Source organism: Pseudomonas sp. GYB4201, from assembly GCF_056312595.1.
The window spans coordinates 103,091-121,286 of record NZ_JBWGIG010000019.1 but is presented as its reverse complement, the minus strand read 5'-3'; the positions used below and the strand labels follow the sequence as shown (position 1 = coordinate 121,286).

The 18,196-nt window shown below is 65.1% G+C and carries 19 protein-coding genes and 1 tRNA gene; 8 read left to right on the top strand and 12 right to left on the bottom strand.

Features of this window, described 5'->3' with window-relative positions:
• The 5 genes from AC0Z2B_RS19045 to AC0Z2B_RS19025 form a co-directional block, all read left to right on the top strand.
• The coding region (locus tag AC0Z2B_RS19045; RefSeq protein ID WP_476298706.1) for a DUF3304 domain-containing protein at positions 1 to 330 on the top strand (330 nt) is incomplete at its 5' end.
• Positions 315 to 839 (top strand): DUF3304 domain-containing protein, encoded by a 525-nt coding sequence (locus AC0Z2B_RS19040; protein ID WP_476298704.1) that lies wholly within the window; start codon positions 315 to 317, stop codon positions 837 to 839. The genes AC0Z2B_RS19045 and AC0Z2B_RS19040, both read left to right, overlap by 16 nt.
• Positions 824 to 1,348 (top strand): DUF3304 domain-containing protein, encoded by a 525-nt coding sequence (locus AC0Z2B_RS19035; RefSeq protein ID WP_476298702.1) that lies wholly within the window; start codon positions 824 to 826, stop codon positions 1,346 to 1,348. Before AC0Z2B_RS19040 ends, AC0Z2B_RS19035 begins: the two co-directional genes overlap by 16 nt.
• Positions 1,333 to 1,857: a DUF3304 domain-containing protein gene (locus tag AC0Z2B_RS19030; protein ID WP_476298700.1), complete on the top strand. Its 525-nt coding sequence runs from the start codon at positions 1,333 to 1,335 to the stop codon at positions 1,855 to 1,857. The genes AC0Z2B_RS19035 and AC0Z2B_RS19030 overlap by 16 nt, the downstream gene beginning before the upstream one ends.
• Complete coding sequence (locus AC0Z2B_RS19025; protein ID WP_476298698.1) at positions 1,842 to 4,433, top strand: T6SS phospholipase effector Tle1-like catalytic domain-containing protein; 2,592 nt, start codon at positions 1,842 to 1,844, stop codon at positions 4,431 to 4,433. Before AC0Z2B_RS19030 ends, AC0Z2B_RS19025 begins: the two co-directional genes overlap by 16 nt.
• 117 nt (positions 4,434 to 4,550) lie before the next feature.
• Here the strand turns inward: AC0Z2B_RS19025 and AC0Z2B_RS19020 are convergent, their stop codons facing one another.
• The 6 genes from AC0Z2B_RS19020 to mobA all read right to left on the bottom strand — a co-directional run bounded on the left by AC0Z2B_RS19020 (position 4,551) and on the right by mobA (position 7,962).
• Complete coding sequence (locus AC0Z2B_RS19020; RefSeq protein WP_476298696.1) at positions 4,551 to 5,108, bottom strand: NADPH-dependent FMN reductase; 558 nt, start codon at positions 5,106 to 5,108, stop codon at positions 4,551 to 4,553.
• A gap of 159 nt (positions 5,109 to 5,267) precedes the next feature.
• Positions 5,268 to 5,639 (bottom strand): hypothetical protein, encoded by a 372-nt coding sequence (locus AC0Z2B_RS19015; protein WP_476298694.1) that lies wholly within the window; start codon positions 5,637 to 5,639, stop codon positions 5,268 to 5,270.
• Entirely contained in the window at positions 5,639 to 6,799 is a 1,161-nt protein-coding gene (locus AC0Z2B_RS19010) for a hypothetical protein (protein ID WP_476298692.1), read from the bottom strand. The genes AC0Z2B_RS19015 and AC0Z2B_RS19010 overlap by 1 nt, the downstream gene beginning before the upstream one ends.
• Positions 6,800 to 6,913: 114 nt before the next feature.
• Positions 6,914 to 6,990: transfer RNA gene (locus tag AC0Z2B_RS19005), tRNA-Pro, on the bottom strand.
• Positions 6,991 to 7,068: 78 nt separating this feature from the next.
• Complete coding sequence (locus AC0Z2B_RS19000) at positions 7,069 to 7,290, bottom strand: YgdI/YgdR family lipoprotein (protein WP_027978455.1); 222 nt, start codon at positions 7,288 to 7,290, stop codon at positions 7,069 to 7,071.
• An 87-nt stretch (positions 7,291 to 7,377) separates the two neighbouring features.
• A complete protein-coding gene (gene mobA / locus AC0Z2B_RS18995) occupies positions 7,378 to 7,962 on the bottom strand; it encodes a molybdenum cofactor guanylyltransferase MobA (RefSeq protein WP_476298690.1) in 585 nt (194 codons plus the stop codon).
• A gap of 76 nt (positions 7,963 to 8,038) precedes the next feature.
• On the opposite strand from mobA, the gene moaB reads away from it, so the two are divergent.
• The 3 genes from moaB to AC0Z2B_RS18980 all read left to right on the top strand — a co-directional run bounded on the left by moaB (position 8,039) and on the right by AC0Z2B_RS18980 (position 10,856).
• Entirely contained in the window at positions 8,039 to 8,578 is a 540-nt protein-coding gene (gene moaB / locus AC0Z2B_RS18990; protein ID WP_027978453.1) for a molybdenum cofactor biosynthesis protein B, read from the top strand.
• A 22-nt stretch (positions 8,579 to 8,600) separates the two neighbouring features.
• Positions 8,601 to 9,788: a molybdopterin molybdotransferase MoeA gene (locus AC0Z2B_RS18985; protein WP_476298710.1), complete on the top strand. Its 1,188-nt coding sequence runs from the start codon at positions 8,601 to 8,603 to the stop codon at positions 9,786 to 9,788.
• 141 nt (positions 9,789 to 9,929) lie between these two features.
• Positions 9,930 to 10,856 carry a glycosyltransferase family 2 protein gene (locus tag AC0Z2B_RS18980; RefSeq protein WP_476298688.1) on the top strand — a complete coding sequence of 309 codons (927 nt, stop codon included), beginning with the start codon at positions 9,930 to 9,932 and terminating at the stop codon, positions 10,854 to 10,856.
• A 65-nt stretch (positions 10,857 to 10,921) separates the two neighbouring features.
• Here the strand turns inward: AC0Z2B_RS18980 and AC0Z2B_RS18975 are convergent, their stop codons facing one another.
• From AC0Z2B_RS18975 to AC0Z2B_RS18950, 6 genes are read right to left on the bottom strand one after another with little or no spacing between them, the layout of a single operon-like run.
• Positions 10,922 to 12,331, bottom strand: coding sequence for a lipid II flippase MurJ (locus AC0Z2B_RS18975; protein ID WP_416423402.1), 1,410 nt, complete (start codon positions 12,329 to 12,331; stop codon positions 10,922 to 10,924).
• Between the two features lie 8 nt (positions 12,332 to 12,339).
• Complete coding sequence (locus AC0Z2B_RS18970) at positions 12,340 to 13,161, bottom strand: acyltransferase (protein WP_416423403.1); 822 nt, start codon at positions 13,159 to 13,161, stop codon at positions 12,340 to 12,342.
• Positions 13,158 to 14,555: an O-antigen ligase family protein gene (locus tag AC0Z2B_RS18965; protein WP_476298686.1), complete on the bottom strand. Its 1,398-nt coding sequence runs from the start codon at positions 14,553 to 14,555 to the stop codon at positions 13,158 to 13,160. The genes AC0Z2B_RS18970 and AC0Z2B_RS18965 overlap by 4 nt, the downstream gene beginning before the upstream one ends.
• Entirely contained in the window at positions 14,555 to 15,655 is a 1,101-nt protein-coding gene (locus AC0Z2B_RS18960; protein ID WP_476298684.1) for a glycosyltransferase family 4 protein, read from the bottom strand. The genes AC0Z2B_RS18965 and AC0Z2B_RS18960 overlap by 1 nt, the downstream gene beginning before the upstream one ends.
• Positions 15,646 to 16,863, bottom strand: a complete 1,218-nt coding sequence (locus tag AC0Z2B_RS18955) for a glycosyltransferase family 4 protein (protein ID WP_476298682.1) — start codon at positions 16,861 to 16,863, stop codon at positions 15,646 to 15,648. Before AC0Z2B_RS18955 ends, AC0Z2B_RS18960 begins: the two co-directional genes overlap by 10 nt.
• 13 nt (positions 16,864 to 16,876) lie before the next feature.
• A complete protein-coding gene (locus AC0Z2B_RS18950; RefSeq protein WP_416423407.1) occupies positions 16,877 to 18,196 on the bottom strand; it encodes a beta-xylosidase in 1,320 nt (439 codons plus the stop codon).

The window sequence follows — 18,196 nt, the reverse complement described above, 5'->3', positions numbered from 1 at the left end:
TGTGCGATGTTGCCGGTGCAGTGGCGGCCGGGGTTGAAGGTGCTGGTGGAGTGGGAGAGGGATCCTGATCCGTACGCATACGGCGATTGGCCCGAACGACGCTACAGCGAGGCGTGGCATGCGCGAATGGCCCGCCATAAAACGTTTTATACCCGGCACAGCGCCTGGGTGGAGGTAGCACCCTACGACCGCCTGGGGGTGGTCAACGTGCATTTCCTGCCCTGCAACAACGTTGCAGTAGGCGCGACGATCTACCGGCCCGGCATGGTTGGTTACCCCTTCAATTTTCCCTCCAGAATGGAAGAGCCGCCTGTATGCCCGACACCTTGAAACCATTGGCGCTCTTGGCGCTTCTGGTGATTACCGGGTGCACCCCAGCAAAGCCGACGAAGTTGGGGGCGCCCATCGAGGGGCGCAACCACACGGCGGCGGCGATCAACTGGTTCATGGTCAACCGCAACGGTGGGCCTAACATCGGCCCCTACGGTGGAGGTGGCAGCCAGACTTGCTGTGCGATGTTGCCGGTGCAGTGGCGGCCGGGGTTGAAGGTGCTGGTGGAGTGGGAGAGGGATCCTGATCCGTACGCATACGGCGATTGGCCCGAACGACGCTACAGCGAGGCGTGGCATGCGCGAATGGCCCGCCATAAAACGTTTTATACCCGGCACAGCGCCTGGGTGGAGGTAGCACCCTACGACCGCCTGGGCGTGGTCGACGTGCATTTCCTGCCTTGCAACCAAGTCGCGGTAGCCGCCGTGGCGCAGCTGCCCGGCATGGCCGGTTACCCCTTCAATTTCCCCTCTAGGATGGAGGAGCCACCTGTATGCCCGACACCTTGAAACCATTGGCGCTCTTGGCGCTTCTGGTGATCACCGGATGCACCCCGGCAAAACCGACGAAGTTGGGTGCGCCCATCGAGGGGCGCAACCACACGGCAGCGGCGATCAATTGGTTCATGGTCAACCGCAACGGTGGGCCGAACATCGGCCCCTACGGTGGAGGTGGCAGCCAGACTTGCTGTGCGATGTTGCCGGTGCAGTGGCGGCCGGGGCTGAAAGTGCTGGTGGAGTGGGAGAGGGATCCCAACGTGGGCGCCTCCCGCTATTGGCCCGAGCGGGTTTTCTCGGACGCGTGGCACACGCGAATGGAGGCCCATGCAGCCAAATATACCCGGCACAGCGCTTGGGTGGAGGTAGCACCCTACGACCGCCTGGGGGTGGTTAACGTACATTTCCTGCCCTGCAACAAAGTTGCAGTAGGCGCGACGATCTACCGGCCTGGCATGGCCGGTTACCCCTTCAATTTCCCCTCCAGAATGGAAGAGCCGCCTGTATGCCCGACACCTTGAAACCATTGGCGCTCTTGGCGCTTCTGGTGATTACCGGGTGCACCCCGGCAAAGCCGACGAAGTTGGGGGCGCCCATCGAGGGGCGCAACCACACGGCAGCGGCGATCAACTGGTTCATGGTCAACCGCAACGGTGGGCCTAACATCGGCCCCTACGGTGGGGGTGGCAAGCAGAACTGCTGTGTGATGTTACCGGTGCAGTGGCGGCCGGGGTTGAAGGTGCTGGTGGAGTGGGAGAGGGATCCTGATCCGTACGCATACGGCGATTGGCCCGAACGACGCTACAGCGAGGCGTGGCATGCGCGAATGGCCCGACATAAAACGTTTTATACCCGCCACAGCGCCTGGGTGGAGGTAGCACCCTACGACCGCCTGGGGGTGGTCAACGTGCATTTCCTGCCCTGCAGCAAAGTTGCAGTAGGCGCGACGATCTACCGGCCCGGCATGGTCGGTTACCCCTTCAATTTTCCCTTCAGGATGGAAGAACCGCCTGTATGTCCGACACCTTGAAACCCGAACCTGGAACGGCCGCTCGTGAAGCGGTTCATAAAATGGATGCGTTTGATGCCAAGGGCATGTTGCCCAAAGGCCCCTGGGAGGTTGCGTTCAATAACCGCCAACAGGCCAGTGTTGAACACCAGATCGAAGAGACCTTGATGCGTGAAGCCTGGAAGGCCAACCGCGAATTTGAAGGGCGGCCGTGCATGCGCGTGCTGCATATCACGTTGTGTTTCGATGGCACTAATAATCACGAACCCTCGGATACCAAAACCCATCCACCGACCACCAGCAACGTCGCAAGACTGTTTCATGCAAGTCTTGGCAAGAACCAGGCGGATGGCCTTTCGAAAGAAAATGGGTTGGGGTTTTATCGCTACTATATCCAAGGCGTAGGTACCGAATTCAAGGAAATTGGCGAGTTCGCACCTGACCCCGGCGGCCTTAAAACCGCCGTCGGCGGGGAAAACCGCATCAATTGGGGGATCACCCGCTTGCTGGATGCACTGCAGCAGGCTTGCCAGGAGCCCTATATACCGCCTGACGACGCCTACGCCCTGGTCCAGCAAATGGGCACCTCGGTCATGCAGGACGCACTGGGCGCCTCGCTGCTCAAGCCTGGTCACCAGCGCCGGCAACAAGCCCTGGAAGCCCCGTTGCGAGCACGCCAGGCAGCCATCGACGAGCTGCACCGGCGCAAGGTGATCGCGCCGATCAAGGCCATGCGCCTGTATGTCTATGGGTTTTCCCGCGGGGCTGCCCAGGCGCGTACGTTCGCCCGCTGGCTGGAAGACCTGACCCAGGTCGAGGTAGAAGGGCAGGCCTGCTACCTGTTTGCCGGGATTCCTATCAGTATCGCCTTCATGGGCCTGTTCGACACCGTGGCCTCGGTGGGCGTGGCGTACCTGGCACCGTTTGCCTCGGGTCACATGGGCTGGGCCGACGGCACTTTGCGCTTGTCGGACAGCGAGCAGTTTCTGCAGCGTTGCGTGCACTTCGTTTCCGCCCATGAGCAGCGCGGCTGCTTTCCCCTGGATTCGATCCGGCGCAAGGCCGACCCCACGGCCCCCGACTGCCCGTCCACCTACCGCAAGGGCACCTTCGAATACGTGTTTCCCGGCGTGCATTCCGATGTCGGCGGTGGGTACCCGCCGGGGGACCAGGGGAAGTCCTTGGGTGGCGGTGCACATGTGCTGTCACAGATCGCACTGCATTGCATGTATGCGGAGGCCTATAAAGTTGGCGCACCCCTGCAGTCGCCCAAAGATGCATTGGATGACCGGACCCTTCGGGAGTCCCCTTGGATAGCAATGGAGCAGGAGACTAGCGACGAGTTTTCTCTCTCCGACGACCTCATCGAAACCTTCAACACCTGGCAAGCCACCCTCATCGACGGCCCCGTCGAGGACGTGATGGCCCACCAGGCCGCGCAGATCACTGGTTGGCGCATTCACCGCTACACAAACTTCTTCCTGCGCGAAACCCCAGGCTACCGGGCTATCCATGGCACTGACATGCTGGCGCACGAGAAAACGGCTCTGGAGGCGCTCTACACCCGCCAATTGCAGCAGGATGTTGCCCTGCGCGCCGGGGCCGAGCCCCCGGCCGAAACCCAGGCGCAGGGGCAGGCATACGAGGCTCACCTGCTGACCAAGGCCCGCTACGAAAAGCGCCTGGGCCTCAAGGCACCCATCAACCTCAACACCAGCAAGGCCTTTGAACCCTTGATGGATCAACGCCAGCTGGACAACGCCATGGCTGACTTTCGCCGGGACTTCGTTCCTGAATGGGGGCTGCCTGGGGGCGGTGAAGCCTTGAGCGTGGGCACAATCACCAATGCGCTGGTCGGCGGCTTGATTTACCTGACCAACGAGCAGGATGAAGCCGGGGAGTACAGCGAACTGAGGCAACGGGGCATCGGAGCCTACCACCAGCTGTTCGATGACAAGCGGCTGCAGGTACGCGAAGACAAGCGCCGGCTGGTACGCCTGTACGACCAGTTCGTGCATGACTCGCGCGCCTGGTTCATGAATGCTGCGCTGAACGAGCGCGAGGTGTTCAGTGACTACTTTCGCTACCGTGGGGTGTTCTTCGATACGCAATCGAATAAATCGCTGTCATTGCTGGCCACCGCTGGGCAGGTCCTGGGGGTGGCGGTGGCCGTTGGCAGCATTGGCCTGACCGTGCAGCGCAAGGACCCGCGCTACCTGGTCGGCCTGTTTCTGCCTTCGCTTGCCATACCGGTGCTGCGTGGCAAGGCAGGGGCACCGAGCATCAGCGCGTTCGACACCCTCACAGGGCTACCGCTGCCAATGAAAGAGCTGCCGGACCGGGTACGGGCGTTTACCCGGCAGACCGGTGCCGTGCTCGAGTTGGTGGAAACGCTGAGCCCGCCTGAGCCCTTGAACCAAGCCAATGCCACTACAGCAGCCCTGAAGCAAATACTGGGGGCGCATGAGGCGTTGGAGCCACAGGTTGCCGCTGTCGTTCCCGAGGCGGTGACACCGAGCCTGGGGCCACCGCCCAAGGCTGACTGGATCGAGCGCGCCCAGGCGAACCTGCGCAAAGCTCGCTTGGGGAATGCATAGGGGGGGTAATGGCCGAGCACCCTCCCTGTCAGTGTATGTGCCTTCCAGCCAATGAAGTATCGACCAGGGCGCCGCTGCAACCGCCCGACACTCTGATGTCAATGAAAGGGATAATTGCTATAGAAGCTCAGGAGTGTTCACGCCATTTCTCCCCCGCAGAATCTCCAGCTCAAACGCCTGCAACGCGGACGCCACCACCTCAGCCACTTGCCCATCCGCGACGATGTCCGCTGCCGTCATGCCCTTGGCCAACAGGTTGACCGTCACCGACGCCTGCTCCACCAGGTGCGCCGACATGGTCCGCAGCACCAGGCGCAGTGCCGCCTGGGCGTCGCTGGCGCGTGGGGAGGCGTTGAACAGCGCCACCGGCTTGCCGGGGAATTGCTGGCTGGCCACCAGCCAGTCCAGGGCGTTCTTGAAGGCACCAGGAATACCGCGGGCGTATTCGGGGCAGGCGATCAGCAGGCCGTCGGCGGCGTCCACCGCTGCGTGCAGGGCCTGCACCGCAGGCGGGGGCGTGTCGCTGAGGTCGGGGTTGAACAACGGCAGGTTGCCGATGCCCTCGTAGTGCTTGAGTTGCAGGCCCGGGGGCGCCAGTTGCGCGGCGGCGTGCAGCAGCGCGCGGTTGGACGAACCTTGGCGCAGGCTGCCGCAGAGGGTGAGGAGGTGGGGCATGGGCAGGGTCCTTTGCGTGGGTGGTGATGCCTGGCGATCATTGCATGTACGCGAAGGGGTCATAGCTTACCTGCACAATCAGCCAGGGGCCCCGCCGGTAATGGCCCGACTTCAAGCTCGGCTCAGCGTGCAAGGTTTCAGGCGGATTGCAGTCCTTCGCTACGAAGGTTTGAACAGCCAATCCCTCGACTCAGCCAGTGCTCTGAGCAGCTTTGCCTTTCGCTCCACCTCGCGCTTTTCGAACGCGGCAAAATCGATAAGTATATGTTCAGCAAAGGCCACGGGGTCGGGGACCACCGGCAAATCCAGGGCTGTGCACTCCATGACGGTTACGGCCATGACACCCACCGAGCGGCACTCAGGTGATTTTACAAAGTGGTTGAAGGCGCTTTCTGCAGAAATCCGACTGCCGTCGTAGCACGAAAGCTTTTTGTCATCCTTGGGGGTCGGACGGAACGCTTGGGAGGTGACTTTGCCATCCTGAACAAAGCTTGGGTGAATCTGGCGCAGAAGCTGTGTCTGGTCCTTCATCACACTTCACCTCTGGCTGCTTTGGACACAAAGGCAATCAGGGTGTCGATACCGGACTGTTGTGCAAGGTCGAGGTGTTCGGAGGTGGCTTCGCCGGACTTAACATTCAGTCCGTGCAGTTCAGCGGCTTTGGTGGTCGGGAAAATTTCCAGGCTGATGTCTTGGTTGCCAGTACGCCATTCAAGCTGGAACCCACCTTCAGCGGTGGGGTAGATCATGGGGGTGGGCAACGTCGCGGGGTAATGGTCGCGGAAAAAGCTTTCGGCCCAATCGAACTCGACAGGGGCAGGTACCAGCCCCCGACCGTCCAGCCACCCGGCTTTCAGCAACCGGAGTTCATCGAGGCGCGCCAGGGGGTCATTGAATTCGATGATCGCTGCATCCTCTATCACGTCCAGTGATTGTAGACGCTCATGCCGGTCGAATCGACCGATTCCCGACACAGACACCTTTACGTCACGTCGAAATCCCCCGGTCGCTTCCAGAATCGTATCGAGGTGAATGGTGTCCATTTTTGCGTTGATTTTTCGCCCGTCAGCAAGCTGCAACTCAAAGCTCATCTTGTTTTGATCGATCTCCGGGACTATTCCCCGAACGGTGACCTCATCAGTTAGCACCTGATTTTGGGAGGCGAGCAGTAGCTTGCGCCGGGTGATTTTCGATAAGCGTGCCGGGCGGCTCGCCCCAGGCCATATCTCCAATGCCTCCCCCTCGCGCAGGCCCCGGCCAAAACGGTCGAAATACCCGAGCAGCGCGGCCGGCAAGTGTGGGGAAATAGGTTCATCGTGCTCAGCTGCGTCAATTGCCTGGCCAATGGACTGGATAGCCTCGAAGAAGTAAACCTCGTTGGCTGCAGGAAACAAACCGGGTGTGGGATCGACATATTCGATCACGATGTTTGGAACGGCGCTTCCTGCAGTAATGGCGGCCAAATTGATCGAAAGGTGGTCGGTAAACCCTTTTGGTGTCCTGACACGACCGTTCTGCTCGACGAATTTCCATTTGGCGACGGCTACCACGAATTCCTCCAGCATCGCCAGGTCACGCAGCAGCTCCAGGGGGATTGTATGATCGTCAAACCTCGTGCCAACCAGGCGTGGCTGGATGAGTGGCCTTTTCATGGAGTGTCCCTTCCCGGCATCGTTGATGACGGGGCCCATGGTATCCCCTGCCGGCGGGGGAAGTCGCGCCTGGGGACGGCCGACAATGTAAGTGGATGTATGGACTTGAGCACCAACGAAAAAGCCCGCACAAGGCGGGCATCTTCACAAGACTGGTCGGGGAGACAGGATTCGAACCTGCGGCCTTCTCGTCCCGAACGAGACGCGCTACCTGGCTGCGCTACACCCCGATAGACCTGATTCTATTCCAAAATCGGCGCTCGGCAAGTGAGGGCACGCCGGCCGGCCGTGCCCCTGGGGTCAGGCCGTCACAGCTCTTTGACGGTGCGTACCTGATCCTTGTTGATGCGGGTTTCCTTGCCATCCAGCTGCTTGATTTCGTAGAAGCCCGAGTCTTCGTCGTATTTGGGCGTGTCCACCGCCTGGATCTCGCGCCCGTCGTTGAGGGTGATGACCGTGGGCGTGGAGCAACCCGCCAGGGTGGCCAGGCCCATTGCCAGGAGCAGAGCGGGAAGGGTCCGTTTAGTCATTGTCTGTTTCTCCAAAGGGGGACGATTGTTCCATGTACAAGGTTTGAGACGGTTGTACCCTGGGTGAGTTCCATTTTTTTGACACTGTCAGGCATCGCCCAGCAGCTGCGGGGTGTTGAGGTTGGCCAGCCGCGGGTCATCGGCCGGGCACTGCAGCGCCTGGGCGCCAAGGGCCAGCATGACCTGGCGCGGGCTGCGCTCGCCGGCTTGCCAGGCCTGCTCGAACACCGCTGCGTGGGCCACCGGGATCACGCACAGCAGCGGCTCCCAGTGCTCGCCCTGGCGCACCATCAGCGGTTGTTGCGGCTGCGCGAAGGCCAACCGCAGCATGGCCTGCAGCAGGTCGCCGTCAATGCCCGGTACGTCGCAGGGCAGCACCAGCAGGTGGCTGTGGCGGGCGGCGGCAAGCCCTGCGCGAATGCCCGCCAGGGGGCCGGGGAAGTCGGCGCTGTCGTCGGCTACCAGGCGGTCGGCGTAGGCGGCGTAGACGGCCTGGTTGCGGTTGCAGGAGATGATCAGGTCATCGCCCAGGCCGCGCACCCGGGCGTGCAGGTGGGCAATCAGTGGCTGGCCGCGCCAGGGCAGCAGGCCCTTGTCGCGGCCGCCCATGCGCTGGCCACGGCCACCGGCCAGCAACAGGACGGAACAGGCGGGCAGGGCAGTGTCGGGCATCGCAGGTCTCGGTCTTCAGATGAGGGCTGCTGTGATATAACACTGCCTATTCCTACACACAACCGGACGAGCCCTGATGAAAGCCAAGGCTGATGTACCTTTTGTGCCGCTCAATATTGCGGTGCTGACTGTCAGTGACACCCGTACCCTGGAAACCGACACCTCCGGGCAAATGTTCGTCGACCGCCTGACCGCCGCCGGCCACCTGCTGGCCGAGCGCGTGCTGCTCAAGGACGACCTGTACAAGATTCGCGCGAAAGTCGCCCACTGGATCGCCGAGGACGTGGTGCAGGTGGTGCTGATCACCGGCGGCACCGGCTTCACCGGCCGCGACAGCACCCCCGAGGCCGTGGCCTGCCTGCTGGACAAGCAGGTGGACGGTTTTGGCGAGCTGTTCCGCCAGATCAGCGTGCCGGACATCGGCACCTCCACCGTGCAGTCGCGCGCCCTGGCGGGCCTGGCCAACGGCACCCTGGTGTGCTGCCTGCCGGGCTCCACCAACGCCGTGCGCACCGGTTGGGACGGTATCCTCGCCGAGCAGCTGGACGTGCGCCACCGCCCGTGCAACTTCGTTCCTCACCTCAAGCAGGCCGAGCCCTGCCAGTCCCGTGGCTGAGCTGGGCGCGGCCAAGCCGCTGATGCCGCTGGAGCAGGCGCTGGAGCGCCTGCTGGCCATGGCTGACCAGGCGCCCTTGCGCGAGACCGAGCGCGTGGCCCTGGCCGACGCCGATGGCCGGGTGCTGGCCACCGAGCTGGTGTCGACCCTGGACATGCCGCCCTGGTCCAACAGCGCCATGGACGGCTACGCCCTGCGCCTGGCCGACTGGAGCGGCGAGCCGCTGCCGGTGAGCCAGCGCATCCAGGCCGGGCAGATGCCCACGCCGCTGGCGGCGGGCACCTGCGCGCGCATCTTCACCGGCGCGCCCGTGCCGGCAGGTGCCGACTGCGTGGAAATGCAGGAAAACGCCGAGGTGCTGGACGACGGCCGCGTGCGCTTCACCGAAGCGCTCAGCGTGAACCAGAACATCCGTCCCCAAGGCCAGGAAACCCGTGTCGGCGAGCAGGTACTGCCCGCCGGCACGCGCCTGGGCCCGATCGAACTGGGCCTGGCGGCGTCCCTGGGCCACGCCCAGCTGGACGTGGTGCGCCGCGTGCGCGTGGCGGTGCTGTCCACCGGCGATGAGCTGGTCGACCCCGGCCAACCGCTGGCGCCGGGGCAGATCTACAACAGCAACCGGCGCCTGCTGGTGAGTTGGTTGCAGCGCCTGGGCTGCGAGGTGATCGACGCCGGCATCCTGCCCGACGACCTGGCCCGCACCCGCGCGCGCCTGGCCGAGCTGGGCCAGGCCGAGCTGATCCTGTCCACCGGCGGTGTGTCGGTGGGCGAGGCGGATTTCCTCGGCGTGGCGTTGCGCGAAGAGGGTGAGCTGGCGCTGTGGAAGCTGGCGATCAAGCCCGGCAAGCCGCTGACCTTCGGGCATTTCCGTGGCGTGCCGGTGATTGGCCTGCCGGGCAACCCGGCCTCCACCCTGGTGACCTTCGCGCTGCTGGCGCGGCCGTACCTGTTGCGGCGCATGGGCGTGGCCGACGTCGCGCCGCTGGCGTTCGACGTGCCGGTGGGCTTTACCTGGGCCAAGCCGGGCAACCGCCGCGAGTACCTGCGCGGGCGCCTGGAGAACGGCCGCGCGGTCATCTACCCCAACCAGAGCTCCGGGGTGCTGCGCAGCGCCGCCTGGGCCGAGGGCCTGGTGGAGGTGTTGGAAGGCCGCACCCTGGCCGAAGGCGACCGCGTGCGCTTCATTCCCCTGAGCGAAGTGCTGGCCTGAATTTATTGTTACCGGCCTCGGCCCCGTGTGCGCTAATCTTCAACACGCTGTACCGCACATCGGGTGCCGTTGTCGGCAGGCTTGGCCTGCACCGCCAATGGCCGCAACAAATGGACTTGGCAATCACGTGGGGATATGGCCATGACGACTTTGAAAGTAGCGTGCGTGGTCCCAACCTACAATGGTCACAGGGATCTGCAACGTCTGTTGGACTCGCTGGGCAGCCAGACGATTGATTTCGATACCCTGATCGTCGATTCCTCCTCCAGCGACGGCACCACCGAGCTTGGGCGCGAGTGCGCCGATCATTTCCTGCTGATTCCCAGCCGCGAATTCAACCACGGCGGCACGCGCCAGCGCATGGTCGAGGAGTTTCCCGGCTATGACGTGTACGTGTTCATGACCCAGGATGCCTACCTCGAAGACCCCCAGGCACTGGCACGCATCGTCGCGCCCTTTGCCGATGACAGCGTGGGCGCGGTGTGCGGGCGGCAGCTGGCGCACAAGGACGCCAACCTGTTGTCGGCCCACGCGCGGGCGTTCAACTACCCGGCCACCTCGCAGCTCAAGAGCATGGCCGACGTCGACCGCCTGGGCATCAAGACCTGCTTCATGTCCAACTCGTTCGCCGCCTACCGCCGCAAGGCGCTGATGCAGGTGGGCGGCTTTCCGTTGCACGTCATTCTTTCCGAAGACATGTACGTGGCCGCGCGCATGCTGGTGGCCGGTTGGAAAACCGCCTATGCCGGGGACGCCTGCTGCCGGCATTCGCACAACTACACCCTGGCCGAGGAGTTCCGCCGCTACTTCGACATCGGCGTGTTCCAGGCCCGCGAGCCCTGGATTCGCGAGCAGTTCGGCGGGGCAGGGGGCGAGGGCTTGCGCTACGTGAAGTCAGAGCTCAAGTACCTGGGAGTGCGCCGGTGCTGGCTGTGGCCAGGCTCGTTCCTGCGCAACGGTTTGAAGCTGCTGGCGTACAAGTTCAGCCAGCAGGAAGCGCGCTTGCCGGTGAAGTGGAAGAAACGCCTGGGGATGCACAAGCGGTATTGGGACAGCCCTTACGCCTGAGCGAGCGCCGTTGGCACGGCGCGACCCGGCCTGCGGCCGGTGCTACCGGGCGCGCCGTGGGTGCTTCAGGCGCGCGCCCAGGGCCGCAGCCACATCCCCAGCCCCACCAGCAGCACCAGCCCGCACACGCAGCTCACGCCCAGTTGCACCCACATGCCCGGCAACGGGTGCACCAGCAGCGCCGCCAGCAGCATCGCCACCGCGCCCAGCAGCCAATGGCTGCGCCACGGCAATTGCCCCAGCAAGGCCTGGCGGCGCATCAGCAGCATCCCGGTCAGCAGCACGCCGCACAGCGCCGCCATGGCAATGCCGATCAGGCCGAAGGCCCACGGCAGCACGCCCAGCAGCACGGCGTTGAGCAGGCTGCCGAGCAGTTCGCAATTGAGCGGCATGCGCGTGTCGCCCGCCGCGTAGGCATAGCGCGCCAGCAGGGCGTTCCAGGCGCCGAACATCAGCGGTGCGCAGAACCAGGCCAGCAGTTCGGGCAGCGGGCTGCCAGCCGACTGGTTGGGCAGCAGCAGTGCCACCAGCGCCGCCGAGGCGCCGATCAGGCCGGTCACCGCCGGCACGGTCAGCAGGGTGGCGCTGCTCAGGCCCTTGCGCAGCAGGGTCAGGCGTTGCTCGCCGGCGCTGCCGCTCATCAGGCCCAGCAGTACCTGGTTGAGGCTCATCAGGGCAATCAGCGGCAGGTTGATCAGCTTGCGCGCCAGGTTGATCCAGGTCACCGAACCCTCGCCCAGCAGCGACGCCACCATGCGCTCCAACAGGGCCAGGCCCTGGCTGGCGAGGTTGCTGCTCAGCAGCGGGCCGATGCGTTGCAGCAGCTCCTTCACCGCCCCTGGCGCCTGTTCACGCTGCCACGGCCGCCAGCCGTTGCGCAGCAGCGACGGCGTGAGCACTGCCGGCATCAGCCAACTGCCCAGCACGCAGGCGCAGGCCATGCCGGTGGTGGTGGCGTCGTGGCGCAGGATGGCCAGGTACAGCACCGGCGGCAGGTTGAACAGCAGCGACCCCAGGCCGGCCAGCACGAAGCGCGAGCGCGCCTGCAGCGGCACGCAGAACAGCGCATGCAGCAGGAACCCCGGCGCGCACCAGGCCAGCCAGTGCAGGGAACCCGCGGCGCGGGCATAGCCGTCGCTGTCCAGGCCCGGGCCGATGGCGCGCACCAGCAGCGGCGCGGCCAGGCTCAGCAGCAGCGCCAGCAGCAGGCCCAGCAATAGAATGCGTGGCACCAGCGCGCCCAGCCAGGCGCGCTGGCCGTCACTGTCGCGCTGCTGGAACAGCGGCAGCGCAGCGGCGCTCAGCAGCCCGGCCGCCAGCGCCATGCGCAGGGCTTCGGGCAGGAACAGCGAAACCAGGAAGGCGTCACTCTGCCCGCCCGCGCCCCAGGACGCCACCAGCAGCCATTCGCGGGCAAAGCCCGCGGCCAGGCCGGTCAGCGTCGCCAGGGTCAGCCACAGCGTCGATCCGAACATGGCAGGCCTCAGTGGAACAGGGTGAACAGGCCTTTGCCGCCCACCTTGTAGTTGAGGTTGCGGCAGCGCTCGCCCTTCACCTCGGCGTTGGGCCCGCCAACGATGGCGTACGGCGGCACCGGCTTGCTGACCACGGTGTTGCCACCGACGATGGCGCCTTCGCCGACGTGCGCGCCGAACGACAGCAGCGCGCGGGTGGCGATCCAGGCGTAGTCCTCGATGTACACCGGCCCGCCCACGGCCCAGAACTCGGGCGCCTGGGTGTCATGGCCGCCGGCGATGATCAGCACGTGGGAGGCGATGGTCACGTGGTCGCCGATGATCAGCCCGCCGCGGGCGTCGAGCTGGCAGTGCCAGCCCACGGTGGTGTCATCGCCGATGCGCAGGCTGTCGACGCCCAGCACCTCGGTGTTGCGCCACACCGAGGAACCCTTGCCGATCTTCGCCCCGCCCAGGCGCAGCCAGGCCAGGCGCAGGGTGTGGCTGGGGATCTTGCAGATGAGGATGTTGTAGGCCTGCTCCCAGGCCCGCAGCCAGCGGTCGCGCAGGGTCGCCCAGTTCTTGCCGTACAAGGGTATCAGCGCGCCTTTCAGCTCGCGGCCCAGCAAGGCGTAGAAGCGTCGCGCCAGGGGGTGTTCGATGCGCGGTTCGATGTTCACGTAGCTGATGAAGGTGAGGATGTTGCCCTTGAGTGGTTGTTCGAAGATCACTTCGTTGGCCAGCATCCATTCGTAGGCGCTTTCCAGTTCTTCCAGGCTCACACCCATCTTGATGGCGTATTCGGGCAGTGCCTGCCGCAGATTATGGGAATGAAGCAGACGATGTCTCATAGGCGGTTTCCAACAGGGACTGAAGTAGTGGCAGGTGCGGCGCGCAGCCGCTGGGCCTCGTGCAGGTTGAGACCCAACAACAGCCAGAACAGTGCGACCAGCACCATGGTGAAACTGAAATAGTGGTCGAACAGGCCGCTGACCAGCGCCGCCAGCAGGCCCACCAGGGTGCCCAGCCAGATGGCGTTGTCATGGGTCAGCACCAGGGTCTTGGTGGTGGGGCCGCTGGCGCGCCACCAGCTGCGCACCACCACCAGGAACATCACCAGGCCGATGACCCCCACCTTGTAGATGTAGTTGAGGTACAGGTTGGAGATACCCCACAGGGTGGTGCCCGGCACCGGCGGGTCGACCTTGAAGCCGATGCCCAGCGGGTACATGGCCATGGCGCGGGGGAAGTTCGAGTATTCGTCGAAGCGCACCGAGGTACTGGCGTCATTGCTGGAGAACAGGTCCAGCACGCGGTCCTGCAACGGCGGGTAGAACATCAGCAGCAGTGCCGCACCCACCAGGCCCACCATCAAGGCGCGGCCGGTATAGGGCAGGCGCTTGCGCGCCAGCCACATCAGCACCAGCACCAGGCTCACCAGGGCGCCCCGCGAACCGGTCAGCAGCAGGCCGAACATGCCCAGCAGGGTCACCGCAATGCCCAGGGCGCGCGGCCAGCCCTTGCGGGTCAGGCCGAAGCAGGCGGCCAGCGGCACCAGCAGGGCCATGGCGCCACCGGTGATGTTGGGGTGGGTCCAGCCCGAGGCCATGCGGCTGCTGAGGCCGGCCAGGCCTTCGCTCAGCTGGTCGATGGAACCATAGCCCAGCTTGCCGAGAATGTCGGTGAGGGTGGCCGGGGTGCTGTCCTTGAGGTACACCGGGATCGCCAGCAGCAACAGGAACAGGGTGCCCAGCAGCAGGCCGATGACCAGTTGCTCACGCTTTTCCCGGGTGTCCAGCAGCCGCGGCACCAGGAACAGCGTCGACAGGTTGAACAGCCAGCGCACCCAGTTCACCGGGCCGTTGCCGGCGGCATCGATGACGATCTGGCCGACCACGAACGGCAGGGCAGTGAACAGCATGAACGCCACCACCATGCGCTCGGTGTGCAGCAGCTTCGGCGCCCGGTGCATCTGGCCGAACAGGTGCTGGGCCATGACGCTGGCCCACACCAGCATGATCAGTGCTTCCGACACCGTGGTGCGAATGCCGACGTTGACCGTGGTATAGGGCAGGAAGGTGGCGATCACGGCAAACAGCAGCAGGCCCCACAGGGGCTTGCGGATAACGGTGACGATGGCGGCGATGCCAATCATCACCGCCAGCACCTTGGGCGCGGGCAACAGCCAGGCCAGCACGCCGAAGGTAATGCTGGTGATCAGCGCGAGCGGAAAGGCCAGTGGCATCAGCGCAGCTCCCCGAGCAATTCATCGAAGCGTTGGCGGTAGGCCCGCTCGCCGTAGCCGTCGGCCCAGGCCTTGAGCGGGGCGCTGTCGACCGGATGGTCCAGGGCCAGTTCCTTCATCAGTTCCACCAGCGCGCCGGTGTCGGTGGGCGAGAAACGCGGGCTGTCGGGCGGGGTGATCTCATCCAGCGCCGAGCCGTTGGCCACGGCCACGGGCGTGCCCTGGGCCAGCGCCTCGATCACCGGCAGGCCGAAGCCTTCGGCGTAGGACGGTTGCCACAGCCGCGACGCGCCAGCGTACAGGGCGTGCAGTTGGGCGTCGCTGATGCCGCTGACAAAGTGCATGCCGTGCAAATGTTGCTGGGCCACCGGCAGGTGCTCGCGGGCGCCTACCAGCACCAGCTCGGGCACCTCGGGGTTCTGCTGGCGCGCCTGCTGCCAGGCGGCCACGAACCAGGGAATGTTCTTGCGCGGCTCGCGCGTGCCCACCACCAGCCAATAGCGCGGCGGCAGCTGCAGGTCGCTGATGTCGGCCAGGGCGTCGGTGTAGGGCAGCACCAGGTTGGGCAGCACGCGGGTCTTGTCGCGGGCCTGGGGGAACAGCTTTGCCACCTCGTCGGCGGTGTACTGCGACGGCACCCAGATGCGGTCGGCGACCTTCACCGACCAGCCGATCGACAGCTTGTCGGTGTAGCCATAGACCCGCGCCTTGAGCTGCGAGCCGTGGGCGTTGGTCAGGGTCAGCTGGAACAGGTCGTGCAACTGCAGGATGTACTTCATGCCCTCGGGCTTGCGCGCCAACGGCAGGCCCATGTTGAAGTTGGCAATGTAGGTGTCCACCCCGGCTTCGCGCAGGGAGCCGGGCAGGAAGCCAGCCTCGAACTTGAGCCGCAGCGGCAACCGGTGCACCCCGGCCAGCGGGGCGCCCCAGCGCGGGCAGTGGGCCTTGCGACGGATGACGTGGTTCTCGGGGGCTACGCTGAACAACTGCAACTGCACGTCCGGGTTGGCCCGCAGCGCCTGCTCCAGGGCCAGGGTCTGGCGGCCGATGCCGCTGTTGGGGTAACTGGTGGCCGGGCGATAATCCAGTCCTATGCGCATACGCTGGTGTCTTCCATAGGTTGCAAAAGCCGTGAATAGACGTCTTCAAGCTGGGCCGCGGCGACGGCCCAGTCGTGATGGCCGCGCACGTAGCGGCGCGCAGCTTCTGAGAGTTGTTGCAGGCGGGCCGGGTCGCGCACGGCGTCGGCCAGCAGCTGGGCCAGGCCTTCGGCGGTTTCGCTGCCCAGGTAGTCCTGGCCATTGCTGACCGCCAGGCCCGACACGCCCTGGCCGGTGGTCACCACCGGCAGGCCGGCGGCCATGGCCTCCAGCACCTTGAGCTTGGAGCCGCCGCCTTGGCGCAGGGGCGCGAAGAACACTGCGGTCTGCTCCTGCAGCGCGCGCAGGTCGGGCACGAAGCCCTGGAACTCCACCCGCGGGTCGGGCCAGCGCTGGCGCCACTGGGCGGGCAGGGCGAAGCCGCACACCGACAGGCGCACCTCGGGGTTCAGCGCCCACACCTTGGGCATGATTTCATCCAGCGCCCACTCCACCGCGTCCAGGTTGGGGCTGTATTCGTAGTTGCCGATGAACAGCAGGCGCTGGCTGTCGAACGCCGGGCGTACCGTGGCGTAATGCGGGCAGTCCACGCCGTTGACCACCACCGACGCCTGGCGCTGGAACAGCACCTGCATCTGCCGGGCATCCGCCTCGGTCACCGCCACCAGCTGCGCGGCCTGGCTGAACACGCGTTTCTCCCAGCGGCGGTAGCGCCACTGGTCGTAGGCGGTGAACGGCTTCATCCAGCCGGGCAGGCGGTCGTAGCTGGCCGCGCCCAGGGCCGACTCGATGTTGTGCTCGGTGAGCAGGAACGGCTGGCCGTGGCGTTGCAGCGCCCGTTCGTAGGGCTGGAAGCTGTAGCTGTGCTCGATCTGCACCACGTCCCACGGGGTGGCCAGCAACTGGTCGAAATAGCGTTCCAGCTCCGGCGCCAGGCCGTTGATGCTGGCCAGCATCGGGTAGGGCGCCGCCAGCACTCCCAGCAGGGTCTTGAGGCTGCGCAGGGGCCGGCGCGGCAACACGATCAACTGCTCCAGGAACGGCTCCAGAGCGTTGCGCGTGGCCTGGTCGACCTCGGTCTTGGATTGCACCAGCAGCGTGATGCGGTGCCCCCGCGCCGCCAGGCTGCGCAACAGGTGGTACTGACGGGTCTTGCCGCCGCTGGTGGTAGGCCAGGGCAAATACGGCAGTGTCCATAAAATGCGCATTCAATCGTCCTTGTTACCAGACCAGCATTTGCAGGCTGGTCTTGAGCGGAACACTGATGCCCTGGGCGTTGGCCAGGGTGGTGCTGGTGCCCTGCAGCGGGTCGAACAGCGTCGCCGAGGTCACCGAAGGCAGGCTGACCGAGGTGCCCGAGGCGCTCCAGAACAGCCATAGATGAGTGCCGTCGGCGCGGGTCCAGGCCACGTTGAACAGGTCCCCCGGGCCGTTGGTGTAGGCGGGTGGGTCCGCCGGTTCCAGGCGCGCGCCGGTCACCCCCAGGAAATTCTTCAGGGCGGTGTACACCGGCTTGGGGTTGCCGTTCAGGTCAACCAGGCCGTAGTACTGGTCGCGGGCCGAGGCGCGCGCGTCCAGGTCATTGAGATTGAACAGGAAGATGCGCTGGTAGTCCATGGCGCTCATCAAGGCCAGGCGGCGCAGGGTGTAGTCGGCCTGGCCGTCGACGCCGATCACCGCCTGCATTTCCACCGGGCCTGCGTAGCTGGACCAGCCCCACTCGGTGGCCCACACCTGGGTCACGCCCTTGGCGTGCAGGGCGCTGTTGATGTAGTTGCCGCGCTGGATGAAGTCCTTGGCGGTGGTGTCGTCGCCCTCGGGGTATTCGGAGTAGGGGTGGTAGGCGGCGACGATGTTGCTGGTGGGCAGGCCCTGGGTCAGCAGGTCGGCCAGCATCAGGCCGTCGGTGCTGCGCATCTGGCTGTAGTAGGCCATGCCGGCGGTGGCCACCGGCTTGTCGGGGATGGCCTTGCGAATGGCGGTGGCGGTGCTGAACAGCAGGTTGCCGTAGGCGGTGGGGTCTTCCTTGGGCAACCAGACGATATTGGGCTCGTTCCACACCTGCCAGGTGTTCACCTGCGGGTAGCGCTTGGCGAGCATGGTCATGCGGTCGGCGAAGATGCTGTAGTCGGTGGGCGGGTACTGGTCGGTGCTGGCGGCGCCGCTGGGGGCACTGCTGTCGAACGTTGCCGAGCCCACCATGTAGGCGAGGATGTTGTACTTGTGCTGGGCCATGGCAGTCATGGCACCGTCCAAAGCGGTGAGGTCGAAGTTGCCCTGGGTGGGCTCGATGATCGGCCAATGGATGGTCAGGCGCACCCAGGTCAGGCCCAGGGCGTCGAGGGCGGCCATCTGCTTCTGGTAGACCGAGGGGTCAAAATATTCGAACTGGGCGTTGACGCCCAGGAAGTCACTCCATGTGACCGCTCGCGGACCCTTGAGGCTGATGTCAGCCTCGGCCTTGTCGCTCCAGGGCAGGGTGCTGAACGCCACGGCGGCGCACAGCAGGACGGGTATCCATACGATTGGCTTCTTCCACAT

What these genes read in the sequence shown, in the direction of transcription:
- moaB (WP_027978453.1), top strand. Translation starts at nt 8,039, where the DNA reads ATGAAAGCCAAGGCTGATGTACCTTTTGTGCCGCTCAATATTGCGGTG.
- AC0Z2B_RS19040 (WP_476298704.1), top strand. Translation starts at nt 315, where the DNA reads ATGCCCGACACCTTGAAACCATTGGCGCTCTTGGCGCTTCTGGTGATT.
- AC0Z2B_RS18980 (WP_476298688.1), top strand. Translation starts at nt 9,930, where the DNA reads ATGACGACTTTGAAAGTAGCGTGCGTGGTCCCAACCTACAATGGTCAC.
- AC0Z2B_RS19000 (WP_027978455.1), bottom strand. Translation starts at nt 7,290, where the DNA reads ATGACTAAACGGACCCTTCCCGCTCTGCTCCTGGCAATGGGCCTGGCC.
- AC0Z2B_RS18970 (WP_416423403.1), bottom strand. Translation starts at nt 13,161, where the DNA reads ATGAGACATCGTCTGCTTCATTCCCATAATCTGCGGCAGGCACTGCCC.
- AC0Z2B_RS18950 (WP_416423407.1), bottom strand. Translation starts at nt 18,196, where the DNA reads ATGTGGAAGAAGCCAATCGTATGGATACCCGTCCTGCTGTGCGCCGCC.
- AC0Z2B_RS18985 (WP_476298710.1), top strand. Translation starts at nt 8,601, where the DNA reads ATGCCGCTGGAGCAGGCGCTGGAGCGCCTGCTGGCCATGGCTGACCAG.
- AC0Z2B_RS19010 (WP_476298692.1), bottom strand. Translation starts at nt 6,799, where the DNA reads ATGGGCCCCGTCATCAACGATGCCGGGAAGGGACACTCCATGAAAAGG.
- AC0Z2B_RS19025 (WP_476298698.1), top strand. Translation starts at nt 1,842, where the DNA reads ATGTCCGACACCTTGAAACCCGAACCTGGAACGGCCGCTCGTGAAGCG.
- AC0Z2B_RS18960 (WP_476298684.1), bottom strand. Translation starts at nt 15,655, where the DNA reads ATGCGCATAGGACTGGATTATCGCCCGGCCACCAGTTACCCCAACAGC.
- AC0Z2B_RS19035 (WP_476298702.1), top strand. Translation starts at nt 824, where the DNA reads ATGCCCGACACCTTGAAACCATTGGCGCTCTTGGCGCTTCTGGTGATC.
- AC0Z2B_RS19015 (WP_476298694.1), bottom strand. Translation starts at nt 5,639, where the DNA reads ATGAAGGACCAGACACAGCTTCTGCGCCAGATTCACCCAAGCTTTGTT.
- AC0Z2B_RS18965 (WP_476298686.1), bottom strand. Translation starts at nt 14,555, where the DNA reads ATGCCACTGGCCTTTCCGCTCGCGCTGATCACCAGCATTACCTTCGGC.
- mobA (WP_476298690.1), bottom strand. Translation starts at nt 7,962, where the DNA reads ATGCCCGACACTGCCCTGCCCGCCTGTTCCGTCCTGTTGCTGGCCGGT.
- AC0Z2B_RS19030 (WP_476298700.1), top strand. Translation starts at nt 1,333, where the DNA reads ATGCCCGACACCTTGAAACCATTGGCGCTCTTGGCGCTTCTGGTGATT.
- AC0Z2B_RS18955 (WP_476298682.1), bottom strand. Translation starts at nt 16,863, where the DNA reads ATGCGCATTTTATGGACACTGCCGTATTTGCCCTGGCCTACCACCAGC.
- AC0Z2B_RS19020 (WP_476298696.1), bottom strand. Translation starts at nt 5,108, where the DNA reads ATGCCCCACCTCCTCACCCTCTGCGGCAGCCTGCGCCAAGGTTCGTCC.
- AC0Z2B_RS18975 (WP_416423402.1), bottom strand. Translation starts at nt 12,331, where the DNA reads ATGTTCGGATCGACGCTGTGGCTGACCCTGGCGACGCTGACCGGCCTG.